This is a genomic window from Streptosporangium sp. NPDC023963 (genome assembly GCF_040639135.1).
Lineage (GTDB): Bacteria > Actinomycetota > Actinomycetes > Streptosporangiales > Streptosporangiaceae > Streptosporangium.
Map to the genome: position 1 here is coordinate 300,042 of NZ_JBEZZK010000004.1, position 21,672 is coordinate 321,713.

Consider the following 21,672-nt stretch of genomic DNA (forward strand, 5'->3'; position numbering starts at 1 on the left):
GCGGCCCCCATACGGACCGACAGAACTCCGCCTCCGGCCCCGCGATCCTCGATCTCGCACTGTCCGGCGGAGGACCTCACGGCCTCCACCATGACCCGGGCGCGAACCCGGTCGCGACTGAACGTCATCAGGGCCGAGAACGCCAACCTCACCGTCACGACGACGGCTACGACCACCACCGGATCGAGCATCGACATGGTCAGACTCCCTTCACCACAGACCCTTGCGACTGACTGCCGACTTCCTACACATAAGGAAAGCCCGCGAGCGTCGAAAGCGTTGACCAGAGAATCAAGATCCTTTTCATCCGATCCAGGAGTGGGCATTTACTCACAAAACGGATGTTTCATGCTGATATTGGGGTTTTACCACTACAGAAACCAGTTTTAATAATAATCGAAAAAGGCTTCGCCGAGCCTTGCCCTCGCGGAGACCAAGGGACCGCACGGTTTTTCGGCTTCCTCTCTCCTCCGGCGGTGGCGGAGCAGTGCGAAGCCTGCGCGGCCGCGCGTCCGGCACGTGGCGCGTTCGATCCCGGCGTTCCCGCCTTCGGTGCCGTCGTTGCGGCAGGGCGAGGCCGGTCGTTGCGGCAAGGCGAGGGCGAGGGCGCGCGGACGGCATCGCGGACGGCGTCGCGGTCCTGATCGAGGTCGCGCGCCGAAAGCGTGCGGGCGGTGGCGATCCACGTGTCGAGACGGCCGGCGTCGCCGTCGCGTGGCCGGCGGAGGCCGATGGAGGCCGATGGAGGCCGATGGAGGCCGATGAGGACGCGGGCGAGTCCGGCGGGGTCGATCTGGGGGCAGGTGGAGGTGAGGCCGTACGGCAGGCGTCGCCGCCTGCCGGCGAGGTTGCGAACGACGACGCCTAGGAGCGGCGATCCTCCATCTCCCACAGGTGGTCGACGACGTGCCAGGCGATCCGGCGGGCGGCGTAGCGGGCGGGCCAGCCGCCGGGGACCGGCGGACGGCCGTCGCAGGGCCGGGACAGCACCTCGACGAGGTCGGCGCGCATCGCCACCAGGGCCGAGGGCTCGCGGATCGGCTTGTGGCGGACACCGATCTTGCGTGCGTACGCGCGCTCGGCGTTGACGACGTGGGCGGCCATCTTGTCGCGGTCCCTGCCGCCGCCGCGCGGGCCCTTGCGCAACTCCTCCGGCGAGGTGGCGGTGGTCTCGCCGAAGAGCTCCCAGGCCGCCCTCAGCAGCGCGACGGTGCGGCCCGCCTCGGTCCCGTCCACCGGCTCCGCGTCGAGCGAGGGAATCGCCTCGATGGCCCCGAAGTCCGTGGTGGTGCCGCCCTTGGCCCGCTCCACCACCACCGGGTCCCCCGGCTCGAAGGCGAGCCCGGCCCGCTCCGCGACCACCCGGTAGCGCGGCGCGTACGTCATCAGCGCCTCGAGCGCCGCCTCCTCGGATCCGCCGATCCGGCACCATCCCGGCCACTCCACCGAGCAGGCGAAGACCTTCTTCGGGCCGATCTCCAGGTAAACACGCGTCATGGGCGACAGCATGGCACCCGTACCTGACAGTCCACGGCAGGTATGTCCCCGGGAGAACCCGGGAACGTCCCGCCGGGGACTTCGAGCGGTGCTTCCGGCCGGGCGGGACCCGCCCTAGTCGACCAGGTCGATCAGGTCGGCGACCGAATCGACCACCATGGAGGGACGGAACGGGTAGCGGTCGACCTGGTCCCTGCTGACGACCCCGCTGAGCACCAGGATCGTGTGCAGCCCGGCCTCCATGCCGGAGACGATGTCGGTGTCCATCCGGTCACCGATCATCGCGGTGCTCTCGCTGTGGCCGTCGATGGCCCGCAGCGCGCTGCGCATCATCATCGGGTTGGGCTTGCCCACGAAGTAGGGCTCCACCCCGGTCGCCTTGGTGATCATCGCGGCGACCGCGCCGCAGGCGGGCAGCGACCCCTCGTTCGACGGGCCGACCGGGTCGGGGTTGGTGGCGATGAACCGGGCGCCGCCCTCGATGAGCCGGATCGCCCGGGTGATCTGGGTGAAGCTGTACGTGCGGGTCTCGCCGAGGACCACGTAGTCGGGGGCGATGTCGGTCAGGACGTAGCCGATCTCGTGCAGGGCGGTGGTCAGCCCCGCCTCCCCCACCACGTACGCCGAGCCGCCGGGGCGCTGGCCGTCCAGGAACCTGGCGGTGGCCAGCGCGGAGGTCCAGATCGACTCCGGCGGGATCTCCAGTCCGGCCGCGCGCAGCCGTACGGCCAGGTCGCGCGGGGTGTATATCGAGTTGTTGGTCAGCACCAGGAACCGTTTGCCCGACTCGCGCAGGCGTCGGATGAACTCATCGGCACCGGGCACCGGGTGTCCTTCGTGGACGAGGACCCCGTCCATGTCCGACAGCCAGCACTCGATCGGCTTGCGCTCGTCCACCGTTCTCCTCTGTTCCCGCCGGGTACCTACCGGAACAAGGATGACAGGACCGGTCCGGTCATGTGCCATCAGACCCGTACATCCACGGGAAGGCCGGTCACGCGGGACCTCCGGCGCACCGCGTGGCCCGCCGGGCCCGTTCGCGGACCGGCTCCCTGCGCCTCGAACCCCGCACGCCCGGTCAGGGCGCGAGCGCCTCCAGCGCCGCCTCCGCCCTGCGCATCGACTCCCCGGGGTCGGCGTCGGGCGATCCGATCTCCGGGTCGAAGTTGAGGTCGTGGAAGACGTCGGTGACCCCCCGGTCCGCGAGGTCGCCGACGTCGCGCCGGATCTCCTCGAACGAGCCGGTCAGCGGTTCGCGCCCGGCCGCTCCCGGGGGGCGGACGCGGGTGACGCCCCGGGTGACGAAGCGCAGCGCCCCGGGGTCGCGCCCGGCGGCACGAGCCGCCTCCTTGACGACGGAGATCTTCTCGCCGATGCCGTCGAGGTCCTCGCGGCTCGAACTGATCCAGCCGTCCGCCAGCCGCCCCGCGCGTCTCAGCGCCACCTCGGCGGAACCGCCCAGCAGGATCGGCGGCACGACGGACGGTCTGGGATCCTGCTGCACCGGGGGCAGCTCGTAGAACTCGCCCCTGTGCTCCACGGTCTCCTCCGTCCACAGGCGCCGCAGCAGCGGGACGTACTCCTCCGCGCGCCGCCCGCGCCGCTCGAACGACACCCCGGAGGCGGTGAACTCCTCGGGCAGCCACCCCAGGCCGAGCCCCGCGTCCAGCCGCCCGCCGGAGACCGCCTGCAGGCTCGCGAGCTGCTTGGCCATCAGCGCGGGCGAGGCGAACGGCAGGTTGAGCACCGCCACCCCCAGCCGGACGCGGCTCGTCAGGCCCGCCAGGTAGGCGAGCGTGACCACCGGGTCGTGCACGCTGCGGTAGGTCGGGCCCATCGCGTGGCCCCGCGGGTGGAGCAGGCGCTGGAAGGTCCACAGCTCGTGGTAGCCGAGTTCCTCGGCGCCCCGGGCGACCCGTGCCATGTTCTCCGGCGTCGCCCAGGACCCCGACACCGGCACCGCGAAACCGATCCTCATACCTCGCACTTTATGCCGCCGGTCCGGCGGGGGCGGCGACCGGTGGTTCACTTGCCGGATGGACAGCGAGGACCTGATCGACGAACTGCGCCGGATCGGCGCCCGATACGGCGGCGCGCCCGGCACGGTGCTGCCGACCAGGCCGGACGTGATCATCGTGCGGGCCGGTTCCGTCGTGGTCAAGGCGCACGCGCCGGGGGCGGAGCGGGAACCGCTGGTGGAGCGGATGCGGGCCACCGCGCACCCGGCGCTGCGCGGGATCATGCTCGAACCGGTGACCGAGGAGGTCATGACCGTCGGGGACCGGCTGGTCACCGTCTGGCCGGCCGGGACGCCGGTGGACCACGCGGATCCGGACGCGGCGCCCTGGGAGGCCGCCGCCCGGCTGCTCGCGCGGCTGCACGCCGTACCGGCGCGGGCGCTGCCCCCGCTGCGGGCCGCGGGGGGACCGGCGCGGGTGGCCTCGACCGTCGCCCGCCTGGGCGACCGCTCCGCCGCCGAGCTGGCGGTGCGCCGGGCCTTCACCTGCCTGCCCGCCCCCTCCGCACCCGCCCCCTCCGCACCCGGCGCGAACCCGCCCGGCTCCTCCGGCACGGATCCCGGCGATTCCTCCGGTGTCACTCCCGGCGGCTCCTCCGGTGCCGCTCCCGGCGGCCTGACCCACGGCGACTGGCACATGGGCCAGATGGTCCGCGCGCCAAAGGAGTGGATCCTCATCGACGTCGACGACCTGGGCGTCGGCGACCAGGCCTGGGATCTGTCCAGGCCCGCCGCCTGGTTCGCGGCCGGACTGCTGGAGCCCGAGGTGTGGCACCGCTTCCTGGGCGCCTACCGCGCCGCGGGCGGGGTCGCCGTCCCGCCGGACGGCGACCCGTGGAAGCGGCTGGAGATCCCGGCGCAGGCGATGACCGTGCAGCTCGCGGCGGCGGCGGTGGCCGCCGCGGGACGGGAGGGGCGTCCGCTGGACGAGGTGGAGGAGGTCCTGGTCGAATCCTGCCTGAGGATTGTCCGGCATCGAAGCGCCTGCCATGGTGTGCCCACGCAGTAGGTTGTGGTTACTTGGTTACCACGCCAGAACAAGGAGACCAGCCAGATGCAGTGTCCCAAGTGTCGGGGCGCCATGCGCACCTACGAGCGCAACGGCGTTCACATCGACCAGTGTGAGAGCTGTCGCGGAATCTTCCTGGACTACGGCGAGCTCGAGACGCTGACCCGCATGGAGAGCCAGTGGTCGCAGCAGTCCCACGCAGCTCCGCCGCCGCCCCCGCCGCCGCCCGTGCACGGCGCTCCCGGCTACGGCGCTCCCGCCTGGGGTGCGCAGCACCACGGCGGCCACTACGGCCACCACCGCCAGCGCAGCTGGGTCGGGATGCTCTTCTCCACCTGATCGGCCGAGGTGACACCGGGACCGCGGCCTCGTCACGAGGTCGCGGTCCTCGCGTTCCCGGCACCTCCGGGAGAGCCGCGCGTCAGGTGGGGAAGTCGCCCGGCTTGACCTTCTTGGGCTTCACGGTGCCGCCGCTCACGGCGTGCAGGGTGATCGTCCAGTCGGTCCAGCGGATCTGGGTCGCGGTGTGGACGGTCCTGAACCGCACGGACTTGCCGAACTGCTCGAAGGCGCACGAGCGGGTGAAGGTACGCGCCTTCGCGTCCCAGTCCTGACCGAGGGTGTAGTAGATCTTGTAGCTGCCGTCCCGCACACCCCGGATCTTGAAGTTCGACTTCTTGCGGACGTACACGGTGACGGCCTTCTTCTTGCCGCGCACCAGGACGACGACGGCGTCCTGCCTGGTGCCGTTGCGCAGCTCGAGGTAGGCGCGGCCCGTCCGTCCCTCGGAGGCGATGAACCTGCCGTTGGACAGCCGGCGGTCGCGCTTCTTGGCCGCCTTGACCGGGATGACGCTCGTCGGATACCCGCTCAGCGTCTTGGCGACGTCTTCCACGTCGGACAGCTGGTCGGCCTCGGCCATGCCGGTCAGCACGGCCGGGCCGGTGCACACCCGCTGCTCCTCGGCGTCCTGGCGGGCGGTGTCGAAAGAGGTCCGCAGCCGTCCCAGTGCCTCGACGTAGCTGTCGTGCTGGGCCTTCACCTCCGCGGGAGGCGCCAGCGCGGACAACCGGGTCACCGCGCCCTCCACCGCGCCGGAGGTCTTCTGCAGCTGCTTGCCGAGGGTCTTCAGCCCGCCGGTCGCGGCCAGCTTCTTCACCGCGTCGCGCACCGGGCCGCGCGCCTCCTCCAGCTCGGCCCGGTACTCGTCGGGCGTCAGCGTCACGGCGGCGGGCGGGCCGGTGGGAGATGAGGAGCTCCGGTCACCGGATCCCTGTCCCGTTCCCACCGTGCCGCCCGCGGTGGCCGGGCCGACCACGGGGTCGCCGGGAGACGGGGTGCAGGCGGTGAGGGCCACCAGGGTGACCACGGCACAGGCGAGCAATCGGGGGGTAGTCACCTGCACAACTATCGCCGGATCGATCACTGGGCGTCAAACAGTGCCCGGGAATCGGCAATCTCTGACAGCGCCCCCTCCCGGTCCGCGGACAGCCACCGGGTGATGCCGATCGACCCCAGGAACGGCAGGTCGTGGCTGACGACGACGAGCGCGCCCCGGTAGGCCTCCAGAGCCTGGGCGAGCTGCCGGACGCCGGCCATGTCCAGGTTGTTGGTCGGCTCGTCCAGCAGCAGGAGTTGTGGCGGCGGCTCCGCCGACAGCAACGCGGCGAGCACCGCGCGGAACCGCTCACCGCCCGACAGGGTGCCCGCCGCCCGGTCGGCGCGGGCGCCGCGGAACAGGAACCTGGCGAGCCTGGCCCTGATCTCGTTGACCGGGACCGACGGCGCGAAGCGGCGGACGTTGCCGACCACGCTGAGCGCGTCGTCCAGCAGGTCGAGCCGCTGCGGCAGGTACCGCACGCCGGGCACGGACACCGTGACCGAGCCCTCGGCCGGTTCGAGCTCCCCGACGACGGTACGCAGGAACGTGGTCTTGCCCGAGCCGTTCGGGCCGACCAGGGCGATCCGCTCGGGTCCCCTGACCACGAGGTCCGCGGGCGCCGCCCCGCCCACCGTGCGCAGGCCGTCGGCGATCAGCACGGTCCGTCCCGAGGGGACGGCCGTCCCGGGCAGCTCGACGCGGATCACGGCGTCGTCGCGGACGGCGTCCTCGGCCTCGGAGAGCCGCTCGCGGGCCTCGGCGAGCTTGCCGGCGTGCATGGTGCGGTGCTTGCCGGCCGCCACCTGGGCCTGCCGCCTGCGCGCCTGCATGATGATCTTCGGCTCGCGTTTCCGCTCGTACATCGTGTTGCCGTAGCGCACCCGGCGGGCCAGCTTGACCTGGGCCTCCTCCCATTCGCGTTTCTGCCTGCGCACGTCGGCACCGGCGACCCTGACCATCCGCTCCGCGACCTCCTTCTCGGCGGCGAGCGTCTCCTCGTAGCCGGAGAGGGTCCCCCCGTACATCCGCACGGTGCCGCCGGTGAGGTCGGCCACGTTGTCCACCAGCTCCAGCAGGGTCCGGTCGTGGCTGACGACCACCAGCACCCCCGGCCACGACTCCACCGCGGCGTAGAGCCTGCGCCGGGCGTCGAGATCGAGGTTGTTGGTCGGCTCGTCCAGCAGCAGGACGTCGGGCCCGCGCAGGAAGAGCGCCGCCAGCCCGACCATGACGACCTCGCCGCCCGACAGCGTCGCCACCGTACGGTCGAGGTCGACGTGTGCCAGGCCGAGCCGGTCGAGTTCGGCGCGGGCGCGCTCCTCGACGTCCCAGTCGTCGCCGACGGCGGCGAAGTTCTCCTCGGAGACCTCCCCGCGCTCGATGGCGAGCAGCGCGGCCCTGCGCTCGGCGACGCCCAGCAGCCGCTCGACGCTGCGGCCGGTGTCGAGCGGCAGTCCCTGCGGCAGGTGGCCCACCTGCCCGGCGACGCCGACCGAGCCGGAGAGCGGGGTGAGCTCCCCCGCGATGAGCCTGAGCAGGGTCGACTTGCCCGAGCCGTTGACGCCGATCAGACCGGTGCGCCCGGCGGGAAAGGCGGCGTCGAGGTCGTGGAGGACGACGGTGCCGTCCGGCCAGGCGAACGACAGGCCGTCGACGACTATCGAAGAAGACATGGGGCGGCTCCCGAAAAGTGTCGAGATGGAACAGGACACGGGAGACACCGCGGGCGCGCACGCGCTCAGCCGGGATTCACCAGGAAAGCGTCATCGCGACGATGACGAGATCCGCCGAGGTCAGACGCGCGCCGGGCCGGAAGGACGGCTCGGGGGGCGCGGTGTCGGGACCTCAGAACTTCAACGGACTCTCCCACGGACGGTGACGGTGCGGTTGAAACCTAACCGACGCGCCGCGGGCCGCGTCAAACCTTTTTCCGCGCCCCGCGTCCCCGGCCGGTGCGCGCGTCCACCCCGCGACGGCGGGCGGACCCGCCGAGGGCGGCGCGGTCACGGCCGGGTCCCGGCCGGCCACTGCCGGGGCCCGGCCGGAGGTCAGCCGCGGGCGGGCCCGCCGGGGGCGGCGCGGTCACGGCCGGGGCATCGCCCGTAGGTCAGCCGGCCGGCCGGATCACGAGGAGCGACCGCGGGCGCTTGGTGAACTCCACCTCGCCCGTGACCGTGAACGTCTCGCCGTCGCGTGCCAGCCGCAGCCTTCCCGAGGGCGCGGAGACGCGCAGCGTGTCGGCCTGCCACTGCTGGTAGTGGCGTGACAGCTTCACCCGTCCCGCCAGGAGGCTGAGGAACACCCGCAGCCGGGGCAGCCGGTCGGCGGCGGCGAGCACGCGGATGTCCAGCAGGCCGTCCTCCAGGCGCTGCCGCCTGGAGGGGGCTCCGCCGCGCGCCTCGTAGCGGCAGTTGCCCACGAACACCATCCAGACGCGCCGGGGCACCCCGTCCACGACGAGGTCCACGGGTTGCGCGCCCCCCGGGCCGAGCACCTCGGCCATGGCCCAGAACAGCGCGGGCCACTTGCCGATCCGGCCCTGCCGCCGCTCCCTGCGCTCCACCAGCGCCGGGTAGACGCCCACGCTGGCGGTGTTGACGAACGTCCGGCCCGCGACCTCGCCGACGTCGACGGCCACGAGGTCGCCGCTGTGGTAGGCCGTCACGGCCTCCTCCGGGGTCTCCACCCCGAGCGCGCGGGCGAACCGGCCGTGGGCGCTCGCGGGGACGACCAGCAGCGGGGTCGCCCCGCCCGCCGTCTCCTGGGCCGCCAGGTTGACCACGGTGTCCCCCCCGGCCACCGCGAGCACCTTGGCCCGCGAGGCGGCGTCCCGCACGGCGGCCCCGAGGTCGGCGCCCGGCGCCACCTCGACGACCTCGGCCCGTGGGAGGGCCTCGCGCAGCGCCTCGGCCGCTCCCGCGACGGCGTCGGCGGAGCCGTCGACCACGGCGACCGTCCCCTCTCCCTCCTGGTCGAGCAGCACGGACGGCGCCGTGAGGGCGGCGCGCGCCTGCCCCGCCTCACCGGCGTCGGGCCAGATGCGACGGGTGATCAGCCCCGCCGCCACGCCGATCCCGGCCCCGGCGAGCACGTCGCCGGGATAGTGCACGCCGGTGTAGACGCGGGAGAAGCAGACGGCCGCCGCGAGGAGCGCGACGGGGACCGCGACCACCCGGGGCGCCTCCAGTGCCACGGCCGCGGCGAAGGCGCCGGCCGTGGCGGAGTGGCCCGAGGGGAACGACGCCGACGCGGGCATCTTGATCAGCCGGGCGAGCGGGAGCCCCTCGGCCGACGGCCTGTTCCTGCGGAAGGCCTGCTTGCCGACCAGATTGACCAGCGGGCTGGCGAGGCTGACCGCGAGCAGCCCCCTGGTCGCCGCCCGGCGCAGCGGCCGCCGCCCGCTGACCGCCAGCGCCCCCGCCACCCCGGCCCACAGGAGCGAGTTGTCGGCCGCGCGCGACAGCGCGGGCACGACGCGTTCGAGACCGGGCAACCTGGCGCCCGCCACCATGGCGAACACCCGCCGGTCCAGCCTGCTCAGCCGCGAGCCCAACCGCATGCGCCGCACCTTCCTGCGTTGAAGAGAAGCAATGACGAACAGCAACGACCAGCTGCCACGACGAGCCGCTCACGACGAGCGAAAGGACAGCCATTCGATTCTGCCGCGTGCCCCCGCGCCCGGGGCGTCTCCGCCGCTCCCGTACTTCTCACCGGAAGGGCGACATCGACAACACCGACAACACCGACACCGGCGCCGACCGTGGGGGCGGCGCGGCCTCGCTACTCGTCGGCGGCGCCGCCCGCCGGGGAGGAGATCACCGGTTCGTGGCCCCTGGCGGCGAGTTCGGCCTCGATCGCGGCGCAGACGGTCTCCACGACCGTGACGCGGGCCAGGCGCTTGTCGTCGCCGGGGACCACGTGCCAGGGCGCCTTCGGGTGGTCGGTGCGGGCGAGCATCTCCTCCACCGCGACCTCGTACTGCGGGCGCTTCTCACGGTTGCGCCAGTCCTCGTCGGTGAGCTTCCACGCCCGCAACGGGTCGCCGGCCCGATCCCGGAAGCGCCTGAGCTGCTCCTCCTCGGAGACGTGCATCCAGAACTTGACCATGATCATGCCCTCGGCGGCGAGGGTCCGCTCGAACTCCACGATCTCCCCGTACGCGCGGGACCACTGCTCCTCGGTGGCGAAGCCCTCGACCCGCTCCACCAGCACCCGGCCATACCAGGAGCGGTCGAGCACGGCCATCCCGCCCCAGCCGGGCAGGACCGGCCAGAACCGCCACAGGAAGTGGTGGCGCTTCTCGTCGTAGGTCGGCGCGGCGAACTGGGCGACGCGGACGTGGCGCGGGTCCAGCGGGCGCACCAGCCGCTTGATCGCCCCTCCCTTGCCCGAGGCGTCCCAGCCCTCGAAGACCACGCACAGCGGCGGGCCGATGCGCTGCTCGCCGACCTGGCCGCCGAGCGTGAGCCGAAGGCGGAGCAGGCGATCCAGGGCGGCGTCGAGACGCTCGGAGGCGTCCTTCTTGGAAAGCTTCCGCGACAGGTCGACCTCATACAGGCGGTTCATGCCGACAAGCCTCGCATGCCCCCGCTCGCGGGCGGTCCAGGCGGGCGGTCCAGGCGGGCGGTCCAGGCGGGCGGTCCAGGCGGGCGGTCCAGGTGGGCGGTCCGCGTCCCGCCGCCGCGCGGTCCCGGCCGGGGCGTCCCCGGCCCGGCTCCCGGCACGGGTCCCGGCGTCACGGTGGCCGAGCCGGACGGGTACGGGAGCCGCCGCGCGCCGTCAGGCCAGGCGGTCCCGGTAGACCTCCCTGGCCCGGCCGATCAGGGCGAGGTGGTCGGCGAGCTGCCCGCCGGTCTCGAAGGTGCCCTCCTTCCGCAGCAGCGACTCCAGGGCGTCCAGCCATTCCAGGCACCAGCCGACGTCCTCGGCCCTGGCCACGTGACGGCCGCCCACGTCGAGATAGACCGGGCTGGTGTGGGCGTACACCTCGCCGGTGAAGGACCGCTCGTGCCGTCCGCCGGTGGCGAGGGCGACGACGTAGGTGGGGTCGCCGGCGGCCAGTTCGGCGGTCAGCTCGCCGGGCGGCCCCTCGGCCAGCACGCCGTCCGCGGTGCGGATCTCCAGCCGTTCCACCTCCGGGCCGACCGACCGGACGGTGACCGTGACCCGTTCCCCCGGTGACAGGTCCAGGGTGGCCCCGGGGCCGTGGCCCGCGACCGACAGCTCCAGCCAGGGCCCGGTGGTGCCGAAGGTACGGCCCCGCCTGACCGCCTCGGCGAACGACGCGGCGGTCAGCGGCCCGTCCACCCGGGCGTAGACACGTGCCCAGCCGGGCGGGTTGGACTGGTTTCCCCGCCGGGCGAAGGAGACCATCGCGTCGGTGCCCGCGGTGACCGCGACGCGGTTGCCCGCCCCGATCAGGCGCCGGTAGACGGCGGCGGTCGCGGTGATCGAGGTCTGGCTGAGCACGTCCAGGGTGTCGACGAGGCCGAGCGCCGCGTCGGCGACGATCTCCCGGGAGGAGCAGTTGCGCCCCCACCGCAGCGCCTTGTCGGGTCCGTCCATGTCGGTGAACGGATTGTGGAAGGGGTGGCTGTAGCCGGTGACGGCCCCCAGGCCGCGAAGCTCCTCGCAGGCGACGCTGTTGGGCGGCCAGTCGGCGGTGCCGAGGAAACCGGTGTGGAAGCGCGAGGGCGGGGCCGAGACGCCGAACGCGTAGAGGTGGCCGAGCAGGTCGTTGCGGTACTCGACGCCGATCCTCGCCACGTGGGAGGCGTCGGACCAGGGCAGGTCCCGCCCGGCCCAGTGCTCGAGCGCCTCGAGGTCGTAGACCCGCTCGGAGGAGACGTTCCCGGCGACGAGGTTGAGGACGTGCAGGTCCTCGCCGTGCTGCATGATCCCCGCGAGCCCGGGCGTGCCGACCATGTCGCCCGCCCAGTTGAGGTGGACGTGCATGTCCCCGCCGTACCAGCCCAGGGCGGCCGCGTCGTAGAGCCGCTCGGGGGTCAGCTCGACGAGGGTCTCCCCGTCCGGCGCCGGGGTGAGCGTGACCTGCGCGGAGCCGTACTCCATGCCTCTGGAGACCCGCACGGTCAGCGTCTCTGCCGGGACGTCCAGGACCAGGTCGTCGCCGTGGAAGTAGGGCATCACGTGGTAGTCGCGCCGGTCGGGGGCCCCTTCGGGGTACCAGCCCTGGCCGTGCTCGCCGTACACGCTCCACTTGCACGGGAAGCCCGCGCGCACCCGCAGGCGGGCCGCGGGGGCGGGGCGGGCGAGGGGCGACAGGTCGACCGGCACGCCGTCGGCGACCACCTCGCTCCGGCTTGTGATCTTGATGAGCCGTGCGCCGCCGGGTCCGACCACGTGCGCCCGCCCGTCCACCAGCACGGTGGCCGGCCCGGACCTGGTGGAGTCGACCAGCAGCGTCGTGCGCAGGGGCCTGCCGTCCAGCACGGCCTGCGCCCGTGCCCGCAGCGCGACTCCCCCGTCGGCGAGGCGGAGCGCGGCGAGGTTGTCGAGCACCCGGCCCGCGAGGACGCCCCGGACGACCTCGTCCATGTCCAGCTCGTCGAGATGGTCCCTGAGCTCCTCGAACGGCACCCCGGGATAGCGGGTGCCGAGCATGTCGTAACAGACTTCCCAAAAGCTCGTCGTGCCCATCAGGTAGGCGTCGGCGGCCATGGACCTGACGTAGAAGATGGGATCCTCGCCCCAGGTGACCCCGTGCTCGTCCAGCAGCGCCCGGTACTCCCCGAGCGCCCGCGCGACGGTGAGAGGAAGGGTCGGATCGTCACACATAGGTCTCCCCGAACGGTAGGACGCCGGTGATCGCCGCTATCGTGACACGCCGGATACGGGGTGTTGTTGCAAGGCGTCCGACGGTGAGGGATTCGTCCCTACCGGAGGGGTAAAAACGCTCCCGGGGCGGTGATGACCCGCCCCGGAAGGGCCCGTCGTGTCCGCGGGCCGCCGCCCGTCCCTCGAGGGGTCAGGTGCCCGACGGCTGGGACGTCGTGCCCAGCCGCATCCGCATCGCGTGCTCGACGAGGGTGATGAGCACCTCCTTGCCCGACTCCCGCCGCCTGGCGTCGCACAGCACGATCGGGATGTCCTCGTGCAGGGTCAGCCCGAGCCTGACCTCGTCGAGCTCGTAGCGGCGGGCCCCGTCGAAGCAGTTGACCGCGACGATGAAGGGCGTCTCGCGCCGCTCGAAGTAGTCGAGCGAGGGGAAGCAGTCGGCCAGCCTCCGGGTGTCGGCGAGGACCACCGCGCCCAGCGCGCCCAGCGCCAGCTCGTCCCAGAGGAACCAGAAGCGCTCCTGGCCGGGCGTGCCGAACAGGTAGAGGCGGTAGTCGTCGCCGATGGTGATGCGGCCGAAGTCCATGGCGACCGTGGTGGTCCGCTTGGTCTCCACGCCCGACAGGTCGTCGACACCGATGCCCCGGTCGCTCAGGGTCTCCTCGGTGCGCAGCGGCTCTATCTCGGAGACCGCGCCGACCAGCGTGGTCTTGCCCGCGCCGAACCCGCCGGCGACCAGGATCTTGATCGCCTTGGGCAGCTTCACGCGCCCGGCGTCGCGACTAGAGCGCACGGAGTCCATCGAGCACCGCCCTGTACAGCCTCTCGTCGTGCATGTCCGTCTCCGAATGCGGTTCTTGCATGGCGATGAATCCCTGGTCGAGCAGGTCGCTGAGCAGGACGCGGACCGTGCCTGCCGGAAGGTTCGTGTGCGCCGCGATCTCCGCGACCGACTGGGCCTGCCGGCAGAGCCGGACGATGGCCAGGCACTCCGGGTCAAGCCCCGGTTCCCTCGACGAGACCTGCCGGATGGTCACCACCAGGGTGATGAGGTCGAACCGGCCGCGGCTCGGTTCGGTCCTGCCCCGCGTCAGGACGTACGGCCTGACGATCGGCCCCGCCTCGTCGCCGACCCACTGGGTGTCGGGCTGCTCGTCGAAGACGCTCATCGTGTGCCGTCGCCTCTGAAGGAGCCGGCCCGGGGGGAGTCGCCCCTGAGGGAGTCGCCTTTGAAGGAGGACTCGGCCGTCCTGGTGGGCGAGGTGAGGTACTGCCCCACGCGGGTGACGAGCATGGCCATCTCGTAGGCCACCAGGCCGACGTCGGCCTCGGCGCCGCAGAACACCGCCAGGCAGGCTCCCTGCCCTGCGGCGGTGACGATCAGGTACGCCGTCCGCATCTCGATGATGGTCTGGCGCATCGGCCCGCCACCGACCCTGTCGCTGACCCCGCGGCCCAGGCTCTGGATCGCCGACCCGACGGCGGCCAGGTGCTCGGCGTCGGCCGGGGAGAATCCCGCCGACGCGGCCAGCAGCAGGCCGTCGGTGGAGAACACGATTCCGTGCTGAGCTTCCTCCACCCGCGAGACCAGGTCGTCCAGCAACCAGGCCAGGTCCGTGAAGGATCCTGTTCCCTGCACCACTCGTTGTCCTCTCCTTCTGCCTGCCGACATCACGTCGCCGGTTCCCGGCGGCTCATCGGCGCCTGCCTGGCACACGCGACTTGAGATCATTCACCGGGATCACACGGCGGGCCCGCCCTCGTCCACGGGATCGCCGTCGTGATCGAGCAACTGGGCGGCGTCGTCGCGGCCTCGGCGCGTACCGGCCTGGAAGGACGACATGGCCGCGCGGATCATTTCCGGCGAACGCTCGCCGGCGTCGTCGGCCGGGGGCGGGGCCGCGGGCTCGTCCTCCTGCAGGGGGGCGGCGAGGTGGGTCTGCGGAACGCGCCTCGGCAGGCCGCCCGGGGTGTGGCTGCTGTCGGGCGGGGGCAGCACGGGCGGCAGCGACGACGTCCCGGAGCCGCCCGGACGCCCGTGGGCGCCGGAGCCGTCGGGGCCCAAGCCGGGAGCGCCCGGCGAGGCGGGGTTCGTGAAATCGGGCAGCCGGCCGGGTGCCCCGGTCTCGGGCATCTGCCTGAGTGCCGAAGGGTCGGCGAAGCGGCCGGGAAACGTCGGATCGGTGAGACCCTCGGCGGGCGCGGGACCCGCGGAATGCCGCCCGGGGGACGTCTGGTCGGCGAGGCCGGCAGGAGGACCCGGATCCGTGGAACGGCCGGAGGGCGACGGGGTGACGGGACGGCCGGGGTCGGCGAAGCCTCCGGAGGAGCCCTGGTCGGCGAGAAGACCGGAGGGCCCGGGACCCGCCGGGTGCGACCGGCCGTTGGCGGGCGACGAGGGCTCCCAGACCTCGGAGCCGCTACCGGGAAGGTGCTCGCTGATGACCTCTCCCTCCGCTCCGGCGGCCCGCACGGGACCGCCGGTGATGCCCAACGGGTCGCCCACCCTGCCGCGGACCGCGGCGACCGCGGAGGTGGCGCCGTTCATCTCGCCGCTCGCCGGGCGTGCCTGCGGCACGCCGACCCCGACGGAGGGGCCCGGGTCCTCCTCGCTGATCAGTTCCTGCGGGATGAGGACGACGACGGTCGTGCCCCCGTACGGGGAGGACTTGAAGGTCACCCGGATGTCGTGCCGTTCGGCCAGGCGGCTGACGACGTACAGGCCGAGGCGGGCGTTGCCGGAGAGCTTGAGCTCCGGGGGGTTGGCGATCCGCTCGTTGGCCTCCGCGATGTCCGCGGGGCTCATGCCCAGGCCGCGGTCCTCGATCTCCAGCGCGTAGCCGTGGGCCACCAGGTATCCGCCGACCTGCACCGTCGTGTAGGGCGGGGAGAAGGAGGCGGCGTTCTCGACGAGCTCGGCGATCAGGTGGATGACGTCGCTCACCGCCCGGCCGTCCAGCGAGACCTCCCCCAGGGGCATCACGTCGACCCGGGTGTAGTCCTCGATCTCGGCGAGGGAGCCGCGGACCACGTCGATCATCGGGACCGCGTCGCGCCAGGCGCGGCCCGGCGCCGCGCCGGAGAGCACGAGGAGGTTCTCCGCGTAGCGCCGCATGCGGGTCGCCAGGTGGTCGAGCCGGAACAGGTCGCGCAGCTCCTGCGGATCGTTCTCGCGCCGCTCCATGACGTCGAGCACGCTCAGCTGGCGGTGCACGAGCGACTGGGTGCGGCGGGCGAGGTTGCGCAGGATGTCGGCGATGTCGCGGCGCAGCTGGGCCTGCTCCGCGGCGACCTTGATGGCGGTCCGCTGCACGGCGTTGAACGCCTGGCCGACCTGCCCGATCTGGTCGTCGCCGAACTTGAGGGGGGGCGCCTCCGCCGCGACGTCCACCGCCTGCCCGTGGCCGATCCGCTCGACCACGGCGGGCAGCCGCTCGTTGGCGAGCTCCCAGGCGGCGGCTCGCAGCTTCTCCAGCTGCTGGACCAGGGCGCGGGCCGTGGTGATGGCCAGGACGACCGAGGCGATGACGGCCACGAGGCCCAGGCCGCCGGCGAGGGCGAGCCGTACGATGACGCCGGCGGCGACCGGACCCGACCGCTCGACCACTCCGCTGCCGGCCGCGAGCACGGCCTGCGTGAACTTGGTCTGCGCGGGCTGGGCGTCGGAGCTCCACCGCGTGACGTCGATCACCCCGGCCTGCACCACGTTCGGGTCCTCGATCAGCTGGTCCTCCATGGTGCGCAGCCGGACGAACTGCTCGCCGGCGACCAGCCGCCGGTAGGCCTCCTGGTCGGCGGCGGGCAGCTCGGCCACCGCCTGGTCGGTGACGAAGCGCCGCGTGCCGACCATCTGCGTGAACCTGACCTGCTCGCCGTCGGCGAACCGGCCCGCCGTCAGGGCGCCCATCACCAGGGCGTCCTCCTGGGCCAGGATGTCCCGGGCCCGGTTCATCCCGATGAGTGTGCGGGTGTCCTTGGCGAGTTCCTCGTCGTCCAGCGTCGCCAGGGAGTCGTAGACGCGGAAGATCGAGTCGACGATGGCGGTGAATTCCGCGGCCGCCCAGGTCCGGTTGACCCGGCCGGCGTCGATCGCCTTGCGCGCGGCGGGCAGGTCGTCCATCAACCGGCGGGTCTCGTCGAGCCGGCGCTCGAGGGCGGGACTGCCCAGCAGGGCCACCCCGCTGCCGCCGGTGAGCTTCCGGAAGTGCGCGTCGGCGGCGTCGGTGCGCTTGCGCTGGGAGGCGATCGCCTCGCGCCGCGGGCGTTCCGCGCCGGTCGATCCCAGGGTGATCGCGGTCAGCCGCCGCTCGGCCTGCAGCTCGACGATGAGCCGCTCGCTCGGGTCGGCGACCTCGGTGTTGAGGGTCGCCACGCCCAGCATGTTCAGACCGTCACGGACCGTCACCCATGCCGTGAACGCCCAGAGCGCGGTGAGCGACACCAGAAGTGCCGTGACCTTGGTCCGCAAGCTCGCGTTACGCAAGCGCATGGTATCCACCCCGGGAAGCAGAAAGAAAATAGACGGCATTCTTCATGGCGGTTGACATGAACTGGTCAAACAAGTTAGACAGCCGCCGCATCGCTGGGATCAGCGGGACACCTCACGTCACACCCGCCGAACCATAGCAATATCACTAAAAACCCTCAAGCGGGCAGGTAAATGCACCCTGGTGTCCTGTTCTGAATTCACGGTCAATTCTCAATACGAGTGATCCTCGGGAATGGAGAGCGCGCGTCGCGCCAGGTGGAGCGCGCCCAGAACGGCCGCCCTGACGATCGCCACCGGCAGGTACAGGTCCTTGTCGACCCAGAGCGACGGCGTCGCGCCGTCACGGGCGGCCAGCAGGTGGCGGTATCCGCGCTCCACGGTCTCCCGCCACAGCCCGTCCCGCCGCACGCCGGTCAGCAGCAGGGTCTGCAGGGCGTAGGCGGTCTCCTCCGGGGTGCCCTCCCAGAGGCCCCACGACCCGTTCCCCCGCTGGGTGCCGAGCACCCACTCCACGGCACCGCCCACCGCGCCCGCCGACTCCCCGCCGCCGAACTCGTGCAGCGCTATCGCGCAGCAGGCCGTGGCGTAGTACGGCGAGACGTGCCAGCGGTCCGTCCAGCTGCCGTCCGCCTCCTGGCGGTCACGCAGCCATGCCGCCAGCTTCGCGACGACACTCGTGTGACGGGGCTCTCCCCCGCACCGGCGCAGGTACTCGCCGAAGGCGTCGAGCACGTGCGCGTTGGTCGTCGGGGACATCCCCTCCTCCCCGCGCCAGGTGCAGAAGTGGGTCTCCAGCTCGAACGGCCACAGTCCCTCCGGCTCGCGCGGCTCGCCGAGCAGCGCCAGCGCGTACAGGGCGACGGAGGTGGTGTCGGCGTCGGCGGGCAGGCCGGGACCCGTGGCGATCCCGTCGGGGCCGAGCCCGTCCCGCAGGCTCGCGACCAGCTCCGGCGGCGCGTCCACCGGGATTCCCGCGCGCCGCAGCCAGCTCAGCGTCCAGCCGCGCTCGAACACGGTGATCGGGAGGGTGCACGGCATCGGGCCGCCGGAGGAGGCCACGACCGCCTCCAGGTACCGCCGTACGGCCGCCTCGTCCCCGGCCCTGCGCGCGTCGCGCGCCTCGGTTCCGGGCCCCGGCTCGGGCGGCGCGGCCAGCCAGGCGGCGCTCGCCCCGGGCGAAGCCCCGACGGCCGCCATCCCGCCGGGCATCGGCGTGGGGAGGATCCCGGAGACGGCCGTCGCCTCCGGGCCCGCCACCTCGAGGGCGTGGACCAGTTTCTGCGGGATCTCCGCGCCCGACATCAGCCACGCCCTGACGGCCGCCAGCTTGGCGCCGCCCATGCCCGGGGGCGGTTCCGGCCCCTCCCCGCCGAGGTGATCGTCGATCAGGGCGAGCAGGGACGCCACGATGAGCTCGATCGCGGGTGTGTCCGGCAGCCAGGCGGCCTGGAAGGGCCATTTCCGTACGGCCTCCAGCCCGCGGCCGGCGGCCTCGGCGAGGAGGTCGCGGCTGGAGGAGGTGTCGCGCCCGAGCTCGGCCAGGAGCGCCTCGACCGCGCTCAGGGTGGGGACGAGGGCGTGGTCGACGGAGGGCGACCAGCCGCCGTCCGGCCGCTGGGTGGCGAGCAGGTACTCGACCCGCTCGGCGTGCCCGGCCAGCCACGGCGCCAGGCTCACCACCCGGCCGGTCTCGTACGGAGAGGCGGACACCTGGCCCCAGGGCTCGGCCAGCAGCCCGGCGACCAGTTCGCGCGCCGCGGCGGCCACGTCGATCCCGGCGCCGGTCCCCGAGCGGCTCTCCGTACGGTTGCCGGCGCCGGTCTCCCCGCCGAGTTCCGTGAAAGTGGACAGGCCGTCGACGCTCACAACGTCCCCCAGTAGTCGCCGACCTGGTAGAAGCCCGCGCAGAAGTCCATCTGCCGTTCCATGTAGCCCGCCAGCTCCGGATGGGCGGTCCGCAGGGGGGCGATCAGCTCCCGGCTCCGGGCCGCGAGCCCGGCGATCCGCCGTTCCACCTCGGCGCGGTCGATGCCGAGCAGCAGGACGTTGAGGTCTCCCCAGGCGACGTCGCGCTCGTAGGTGCCCAGGTCGTTGAGCAGGCGGATGACCCGCTGCACGGCCCAGCCCGCCTCCCGCAGCGCGCCGGTGTCCGCGACCGCGCCGGAGCCCGTGACATGGATCCAGTGGGCGGCGAAGACGTAGGAGAAGCCGAGGTTGTCGGCGTTGCCGAGATACTCCTCGTAGGCCGGCATGACCTTGTCGGTCTTCCAGCGCCACTCCGTGAGCATCCCGTCCAGCATGCGCTTCAGCTCGTCGCGCCAGACCGGGCCGAGCTCGGGGAAGGCGGGCGAGGACGCGAGCTCGTCGCGGATGTCGCCGAGCATGCGGGTGAGGTCGTCACCGGGGACCGGCGGGGCGCCGCCGGCCACGTCCAGGCACCGCCGCGCGATGTCCTCCACCTCGGACGACGAGGTGGCGACGTAGTCGACGAGCCAGTCCAGGCCGAACGCCCACAGGGAGACCTTGTTCGCCATCCGCAACTGCCCGGCGTCGAACCAGGGGCCGCCGAACGCCATGGCGAGCGAGAGCGTGCTGTACAGGGCCGCGTCGAACGGCTTGGCGGAGAACAGGCCGGGATAGGTCTCCGCCCACTCGCGCATGTCCCGCTGGGACCGCCCGGCGCGGGCGCAGATCGCCCCGGCCTCGACGGCGTCCGGCCGGGCGCCCGGATCGGGCCGGCCCGTCATCGCAGGGCCCCGCTCCGGTCGCGGCCGTTGAAGGACACGCCCAGCGCGACCTTCTGCCGGGGACGCAGCGAGGCGGCCCAGCCGGTGTCGAACGGTCCGGGGGTGCGCACCGACATCCGGAACCGGCTGAGGATGCTCGCGACCACGAGGGGCGCCTCGACGTAGAACAACGGCTCGCCCAGGCACCTGTGCGGGCCGCCGCCGAAGGGGAAGTAGGAGTACCGGTGCCTGCGCTCCTCGTTCTCCTGCCGCCCGGGCGCGAACCGCTCGGGGTCGAACTCGTCCGGGCGCTCCCAGAAATCGTCCAGCCGCTGGGTGGCGTACGGGGTGACCAGCACCGAGGATCCGGCCTTGATCCGCACACCGCCGATCTCGGCGTCCTCCATGACCTTGCGGGGCAGGAACCAGCCCGCCGGGTACAGGCGGAGGGTCTCCTGCAGGACCATGCGCGTGTAGACGAGGCGGGGGATGTCCTCGGGCACGGCCGGTCCCTCGCCGACCACCTCGTCGATCTCCGCCTGGAGCCTGGCCGCCACGTCCGGGTGCTCCTCCAGCAGCAGCCACAGCCAGGTGAGGACCATCGCGGTGGTCTCCGAGGACGCGGCGTACACGCTGACCAGCGCGTCGCGGATCTGCTTCTCGGTGAGCCTGTCACCGTTCTCGTCGACGGAGCGGCAGAGCACGGAGATGACGTCGAGGTTGTCGTCGGGGTTCGCCATCGCCTTTCTCACGATGGGGAACACCACCTCGTCGATCGATTCGACGGCCTTCAGGAAGGTCCGGTCGCCGGGAATCCGCATGAAATACGGCATGAACGGCATGAGGATCCGGTAGACGAGCGAATAGGACGCCTGTTCGAAGGCGGGGATGATGCGTTCCCCGTCCTCCCGGTTCAGCTTGTCCCCGAACAGCACCCGGTTGACGATGTAGCTGAGGATCCGCGACATCTCCGTGGCCGCGTCGAAGTCGCGTCCCGACCGGACGTACTCGTCCCACTCCTCGACCCGCCCGGCGACGCGCCTGGACACCTCGTCGGCGATCGTGGCGATGTACCGCGTGGTGAACAGCGGCTGCAGGACCTTGCGGCTGTTCTGCCAGTGCTCGCCGTCGCTCATGATGCTGTGCCCGAAGAGCCGCTCCAGGGGGCGCCAGAACATGCCCAGGCGCTGGTGCTTCGTCCATTCGAGACGCATCACCTTCTGGACGTGGTCGGGATGGCTGACCAGGTAGGGGCGGAAGGGCCCCAGCTCCAGCCGGAGGACCTCCCCCCGGGACTCGCGCGCGAACTCGGCGAGCGCGCCCGCCGGTTCGCGAAGCAGCTTCGGCAGGGCCCGGTGCATCGGAACGGATCTCGCCCGGCGGCCGGTACGGGCGTGCACGTCCATGGACATAGGTAAGCGTCTCCCACCTCGCGTGACGTGAATTCGCGCAGCACGAGACAACCGCCCGCACGGGGTGGGTGCGGCGGTGTTCGGAAACGGGACATCCCACCTGTCCCGCGCCCGACCGGGGCGTGGATAAGGACTGGTCAACCGACGGATGGGGAACCGGCGGCCGACAATCCCGCGACGCTCCGGACCTCCTCGCCTGTCTCATTCTGTGTTTTACACGCTAAAGCGCATCACATCACAGCATTAGTTAATCTTCGCACGAAGTATCACATGACTCACTAGAATTGATCAAGCTCGCATAGAGCATAAATCTTGCCACTTCCGGACACACGCCTTGTTAACC

17 protein-coding genes are annotated in these 21,672 nt (G+C 72.3%); 2 read left to right on the forward strand and 15 right to left on the reverse strand.

Annotated features, from left to right (window positions below):
• Positions 1 to 864: 864 nt before the first annotated feature.
• The 3 genes from AB0F88_RS15840 to AB0F88_RS15850 all read right to left on the reverse strand — a co-directional run bounded on the left by AB0F88_RS15840 (position 865) and on the right by AB0F88_RS15850 (position 3,475).
• Positions 865 to 1,497 (reverse strand): hypothetical protein, encoded by a 633-nt coding sequence (locus AB0F88_RS15840; protein WP_362683304.1) that lies wholly within the window; start codon positions 1,495 to 1,497, stop codon positions 865 to 867.
• Between the two features lie 114 nt (positions 1,498 to 1,611).
• The gene (locus AB0F88_RS15845; protein WP_362683307.1) at positions 1,612 to 2,394 is read right to left on the reverse strand and encodes an HAD-IIA family hydrolase; all 783 of its coding nucleotides are present in this window, start codon (positions 2,392 to 2,394) and stop codon (positions 1,612 to 1,614) included.
• A 181-nt stretch (positions 2,395 to 2,575) separates the two neighbouring features.
• Positions 2,576 to 3,475, reverse strand: coding sequence for a TIGR03619 family F420-dependent LLM class oxidoreductase (locus AB0F88_RS15850; protein WP_362683310.1), 900 nt, complete (start codon positions 3,473 to 3,475; stop codon positions 2,576 to 2,578).
• Between the two features lie 58 nt (positions 3,476 to 3,533).
• Here AB0F88_RS15850 and AB0F88_RS15855 point away from each other — a divergent pair, with 58 nt between their 5' ends.
• Positions 3,534 to 4,523, forward strand: a complete 990-nt coding sequence (locus AB0F88_RS15855) for a phosphotransferase (RefSeq protein ID WP_362683313.1) — start codon at positions 3,534 to 3,536, stop codon at positions 4,521 to 4,523.
• A gap of 45 nt (positions 4,524 to 4,568) precedes the next feature.
• Positions 4,569 to 4,862 carry a zf-TFIIB domain-containing protein gene (locus AB0F88_RS15860; protein ID WP_362683315.1) on the forward strand — a complete coding sequence of 98 codons (294 nt, stop codon included), beginning with the start codon at positions 4,569 to 4,571 and terminating at the stop codon, positions 4,860 to 4,862.
• 82 nt (positions 4,863 to 4,944) lie between these two features.
• Here AB0F88_RS15860 and AB0F88_RS15865 read toward each other — a convergent pair whose 3' ends face one another.
• The 12 genes from AB0F88_RS15865 to AB0F88_RS15920 form a co-directional block, all read right to left on the reverse strand.
• The gene (locus AB0F88_RS15865) at positions 4,945 to 5,922 is read right to left on the reverse strand and encodes a hypothetical protein (protein WP_362683317.1); all 978 of its coding nucleotides are present in this window, start codon (positions 5,920 to 5,922) and stop codon (positions 4,945 to 4,947) included.
• Between the two features lie 23 nt (positions 5,923 to 5,945).
• Entirely contained in the window at positions 5,946 to 7,577 is a 1,632-nt protein-coding gene (locus AB0F88_RS15870) for an ABC-F family ATP-binding cassette domain-containing protein (protein ID WP_362683319.1), read from the reverse strand.
• A gap of 434 nt (positions 7,578 to 8,011) precedes the next feature.
• Positions 8,012 to 9,463 (reverse strand): phosphatase PAP2 family protein, encoded by a 1,452-nt coding sequence (locus AB0F88_RS15875; RefSeq protein WP_362683321.1) that lies wholly within the window; start codon positions 9,461 to 9,463, stop codon positions 8,012 to 8,014.
• 221 nt (positions 9,464 to 9,684) lie between these two features.
• Positions 9,685 to 10,470 carry a UDP-galactose-lipid carrier transferase gene (locus AB0F88_RS15880; protein ID WP_362683324.1) on the reverse strand — a complete coding sequence of 262 codons (786 nt, stop codon included), beginning with the start codon at positions 10,468 to 10,470 and terminating at the stop codon, positions 9,685 to 9,687.
• 213 nt (positions 10,471 to 10,683) lie between these two features.
• Positions 10,684 to 12,702 (reverse strand): CehA/McbA family metallohydrolase, encoded by a 2,019-nt coding sequence (locus AB0F88_RS15885; protein WP_362683327.1) that lies wholly within the window; start codon positions 12,700 to 12,702, stop codon positions 10,684 to 10,686.
• A 190-nt stretch (positions 12,703 to 12,892) separates the two neighbouring features.
• A complete protein-coding gene (locus AB0F88_RS15890) occupies positions 12,893 to 13,504 on the reverse strand; it encodes an ATP/GTP-binding protein (RefSeq protein WP_362683330.1) in 612 nt (203 codons plus the stop codon).
• Positions 13,485 to 13,871, reverse strand: a complete 387-nt coding sequence (locus tag AB0F88_RS15895; RefSeq protein ID WP_362683333.1) for a DUF742 domain-containing protein — start codon at positions 13,869 to 13,871, stop codon at positions 13,485 to 13,487. Before AB0F88_RS15895 ends, AB0F88_RS15890 begins: the two co-directional genes overlap by 20 nt.
• Positions 13,868 to 14,344, reverse strand: coding sequence for a roadblock/LC7 domain-containing protein (locus AB0F88_RS15900; protein WP_362683336.1), 477 nt, complete (start codon positions 14,342 to 14,344; stop codon positions 13,868 to 13,870). Before AB0F88_RS15900 ends, AB0F88_RS15895 begins: the two co-directional genes overlap by 4 nt.
• A gap of 99 nt (positions 14,345 to 14,443) precedes the next feature.
• Entirely contained in the window at positions 14,444 to 17,191 is a 2,748-nt protein-coding gene (locus AB0F88_RS15905) for a nitrate- and nitrite sensing domain-containing protein (RefSeq protein ID WP_362683339.1), read from the reverse strand.
• Between the two features lie 210 nt (positions 17,192 to 17,401).
• Complete coding sequence (locus AB0F88_RS15910) at positions 17,402 to 19,057, reverse strand: prenyltransferase/squalene oxidase repeat-containing protein (protein ID WP_362683342.1); 1,656 nt, start codon at positions 19,055 to 19,057, stop codon at positions 17,402 to 17,404.
• Positions 19,054 to 19,938 carry a terpene synthase family protein gene (locus tag AB0F88_RS15915; RefSeq protein ID WP_362683345.1) on the reverse strand — a complete coding sequence of 295 codons (885 nt, stop codon included), beginning with the start codon at positions 19,936 to 19,938 and terminating at the stop codon, positions 19,054 to 19,056. The genes AB0F88_RS15910 and AB0F88_RS15915 overlap by 4 nt, the downstream gene beginning before the upstream one ends.
• The gene (locus AB0F88_RS15920) at positions 19,935 to 21,323 is read right to left on the reverse strand and encodes a cytochrome P450 (protein WP_362683348.1); all 1,389 of its coding nucleotides are present in this window, start codon (positions 21,321 to 21,323) and stop codon (positions 19,935 to 19,937) included. The genes AB0F88_RS15915 and AB0F88_RS15920 overlap by 4 nt, the downstream gene beginning before the upstream one ends.
• Positions 21,324 to 21,672 lie beyond the last annotated feature (349 nt).

Coding starts and splice junctions, on each gene's coding strand:
- AB0F88_RS15885 (WP_362683327.1), bottom strand. CDS start 12,702: ATGTGTGACGATCCGACCCTTCCTCTCACCGTCGCGCGGGCGCTCGGG.
- AB0F88_RS15860 (WP_362683315.1), top strand. CDS start 4,569: ATGCAGTGTCCCAAGTGTCGGGGCGCCATGCGCACCTACGAGCGCAAC.
- AB0F88_RS15855 (WP_362683313.1), top strand. CDS start 3,534: ATGGACAGCGAGGACCTGATCGACGAACTGCGCCGGATCGGCGCCCGA.
- AB0F88_RS15890 (WP_362683330.1), bottom strand. CDS start 13,504: ATGGACTCCGTGCGCTCTAGTCGCGACGCCGGGCGCGTGAAGCTGCCC.
- AB0F88_RS15895 (WP_362683333.1), bottom strand. CDS start 13,871: ATGAGCGTCTTCGACGAGCAGCCCGACACCCAGTGGGTCGGCGACGAG.
- AB0F88_RS15915 (WP_362683345.1), bottom strand. CDS start 19,938: ATGACGGGCCGGCCCGATCCGGGCGCCCGGCCGGACGCCGTCGAGGCC.
- AB0F88_RS15920 (WP_362683348.1), bottom strand. CDS start 21,323: ATGGACGTGCACGCCCGTACCGGCCGCCGGGCGAGATCCGTTCCGATG.
- AB0F88_RS15875 (WP_362683321.1), bottom strand. CDS start 9,463: ATGCGGTTGGGCTCGCGGCTGAGCAGGCTGGACCGGCGGGTGTTCGCC.
- AB0F88_RS15840 (WP_362683304.1), bottom strand. CDS start 1,497: ATGACGCGTGTTTACCTGGAGATCGGCCCGAAGAAGGTCTTCGCCTGC.
- AB0F88_RS15905 (WP_362683339.1), bottom strand. CDS start 17,191: ATGCGCTTGCGTAACGCGAGCTTGCGGACCAAGGTCACGGCACTTCTG.
- AB0F88_RS15870 (WP_362683319.1), bottom strand. CDS start 7,577: ATGTCTTCTTCGATAGTCGTCGACGGCCTGTCGTTCGCCTGGCCGGAC.
- AB0F88_RS15880 (WP_362683324.1), bottom strand. CDS start 10,470: ATGAACCGCCTGTATGAGGTCGACCTGTCGCGGAAGCTTTCCAAGAAG.
- AB0F88_RS15850 (WP_362683310.1), bottom strand. CDS start 3,475: ATGAGGATCGGTTTCGCGGTGCCGGTGTCGGGGTCCTGGGCGACGCCG.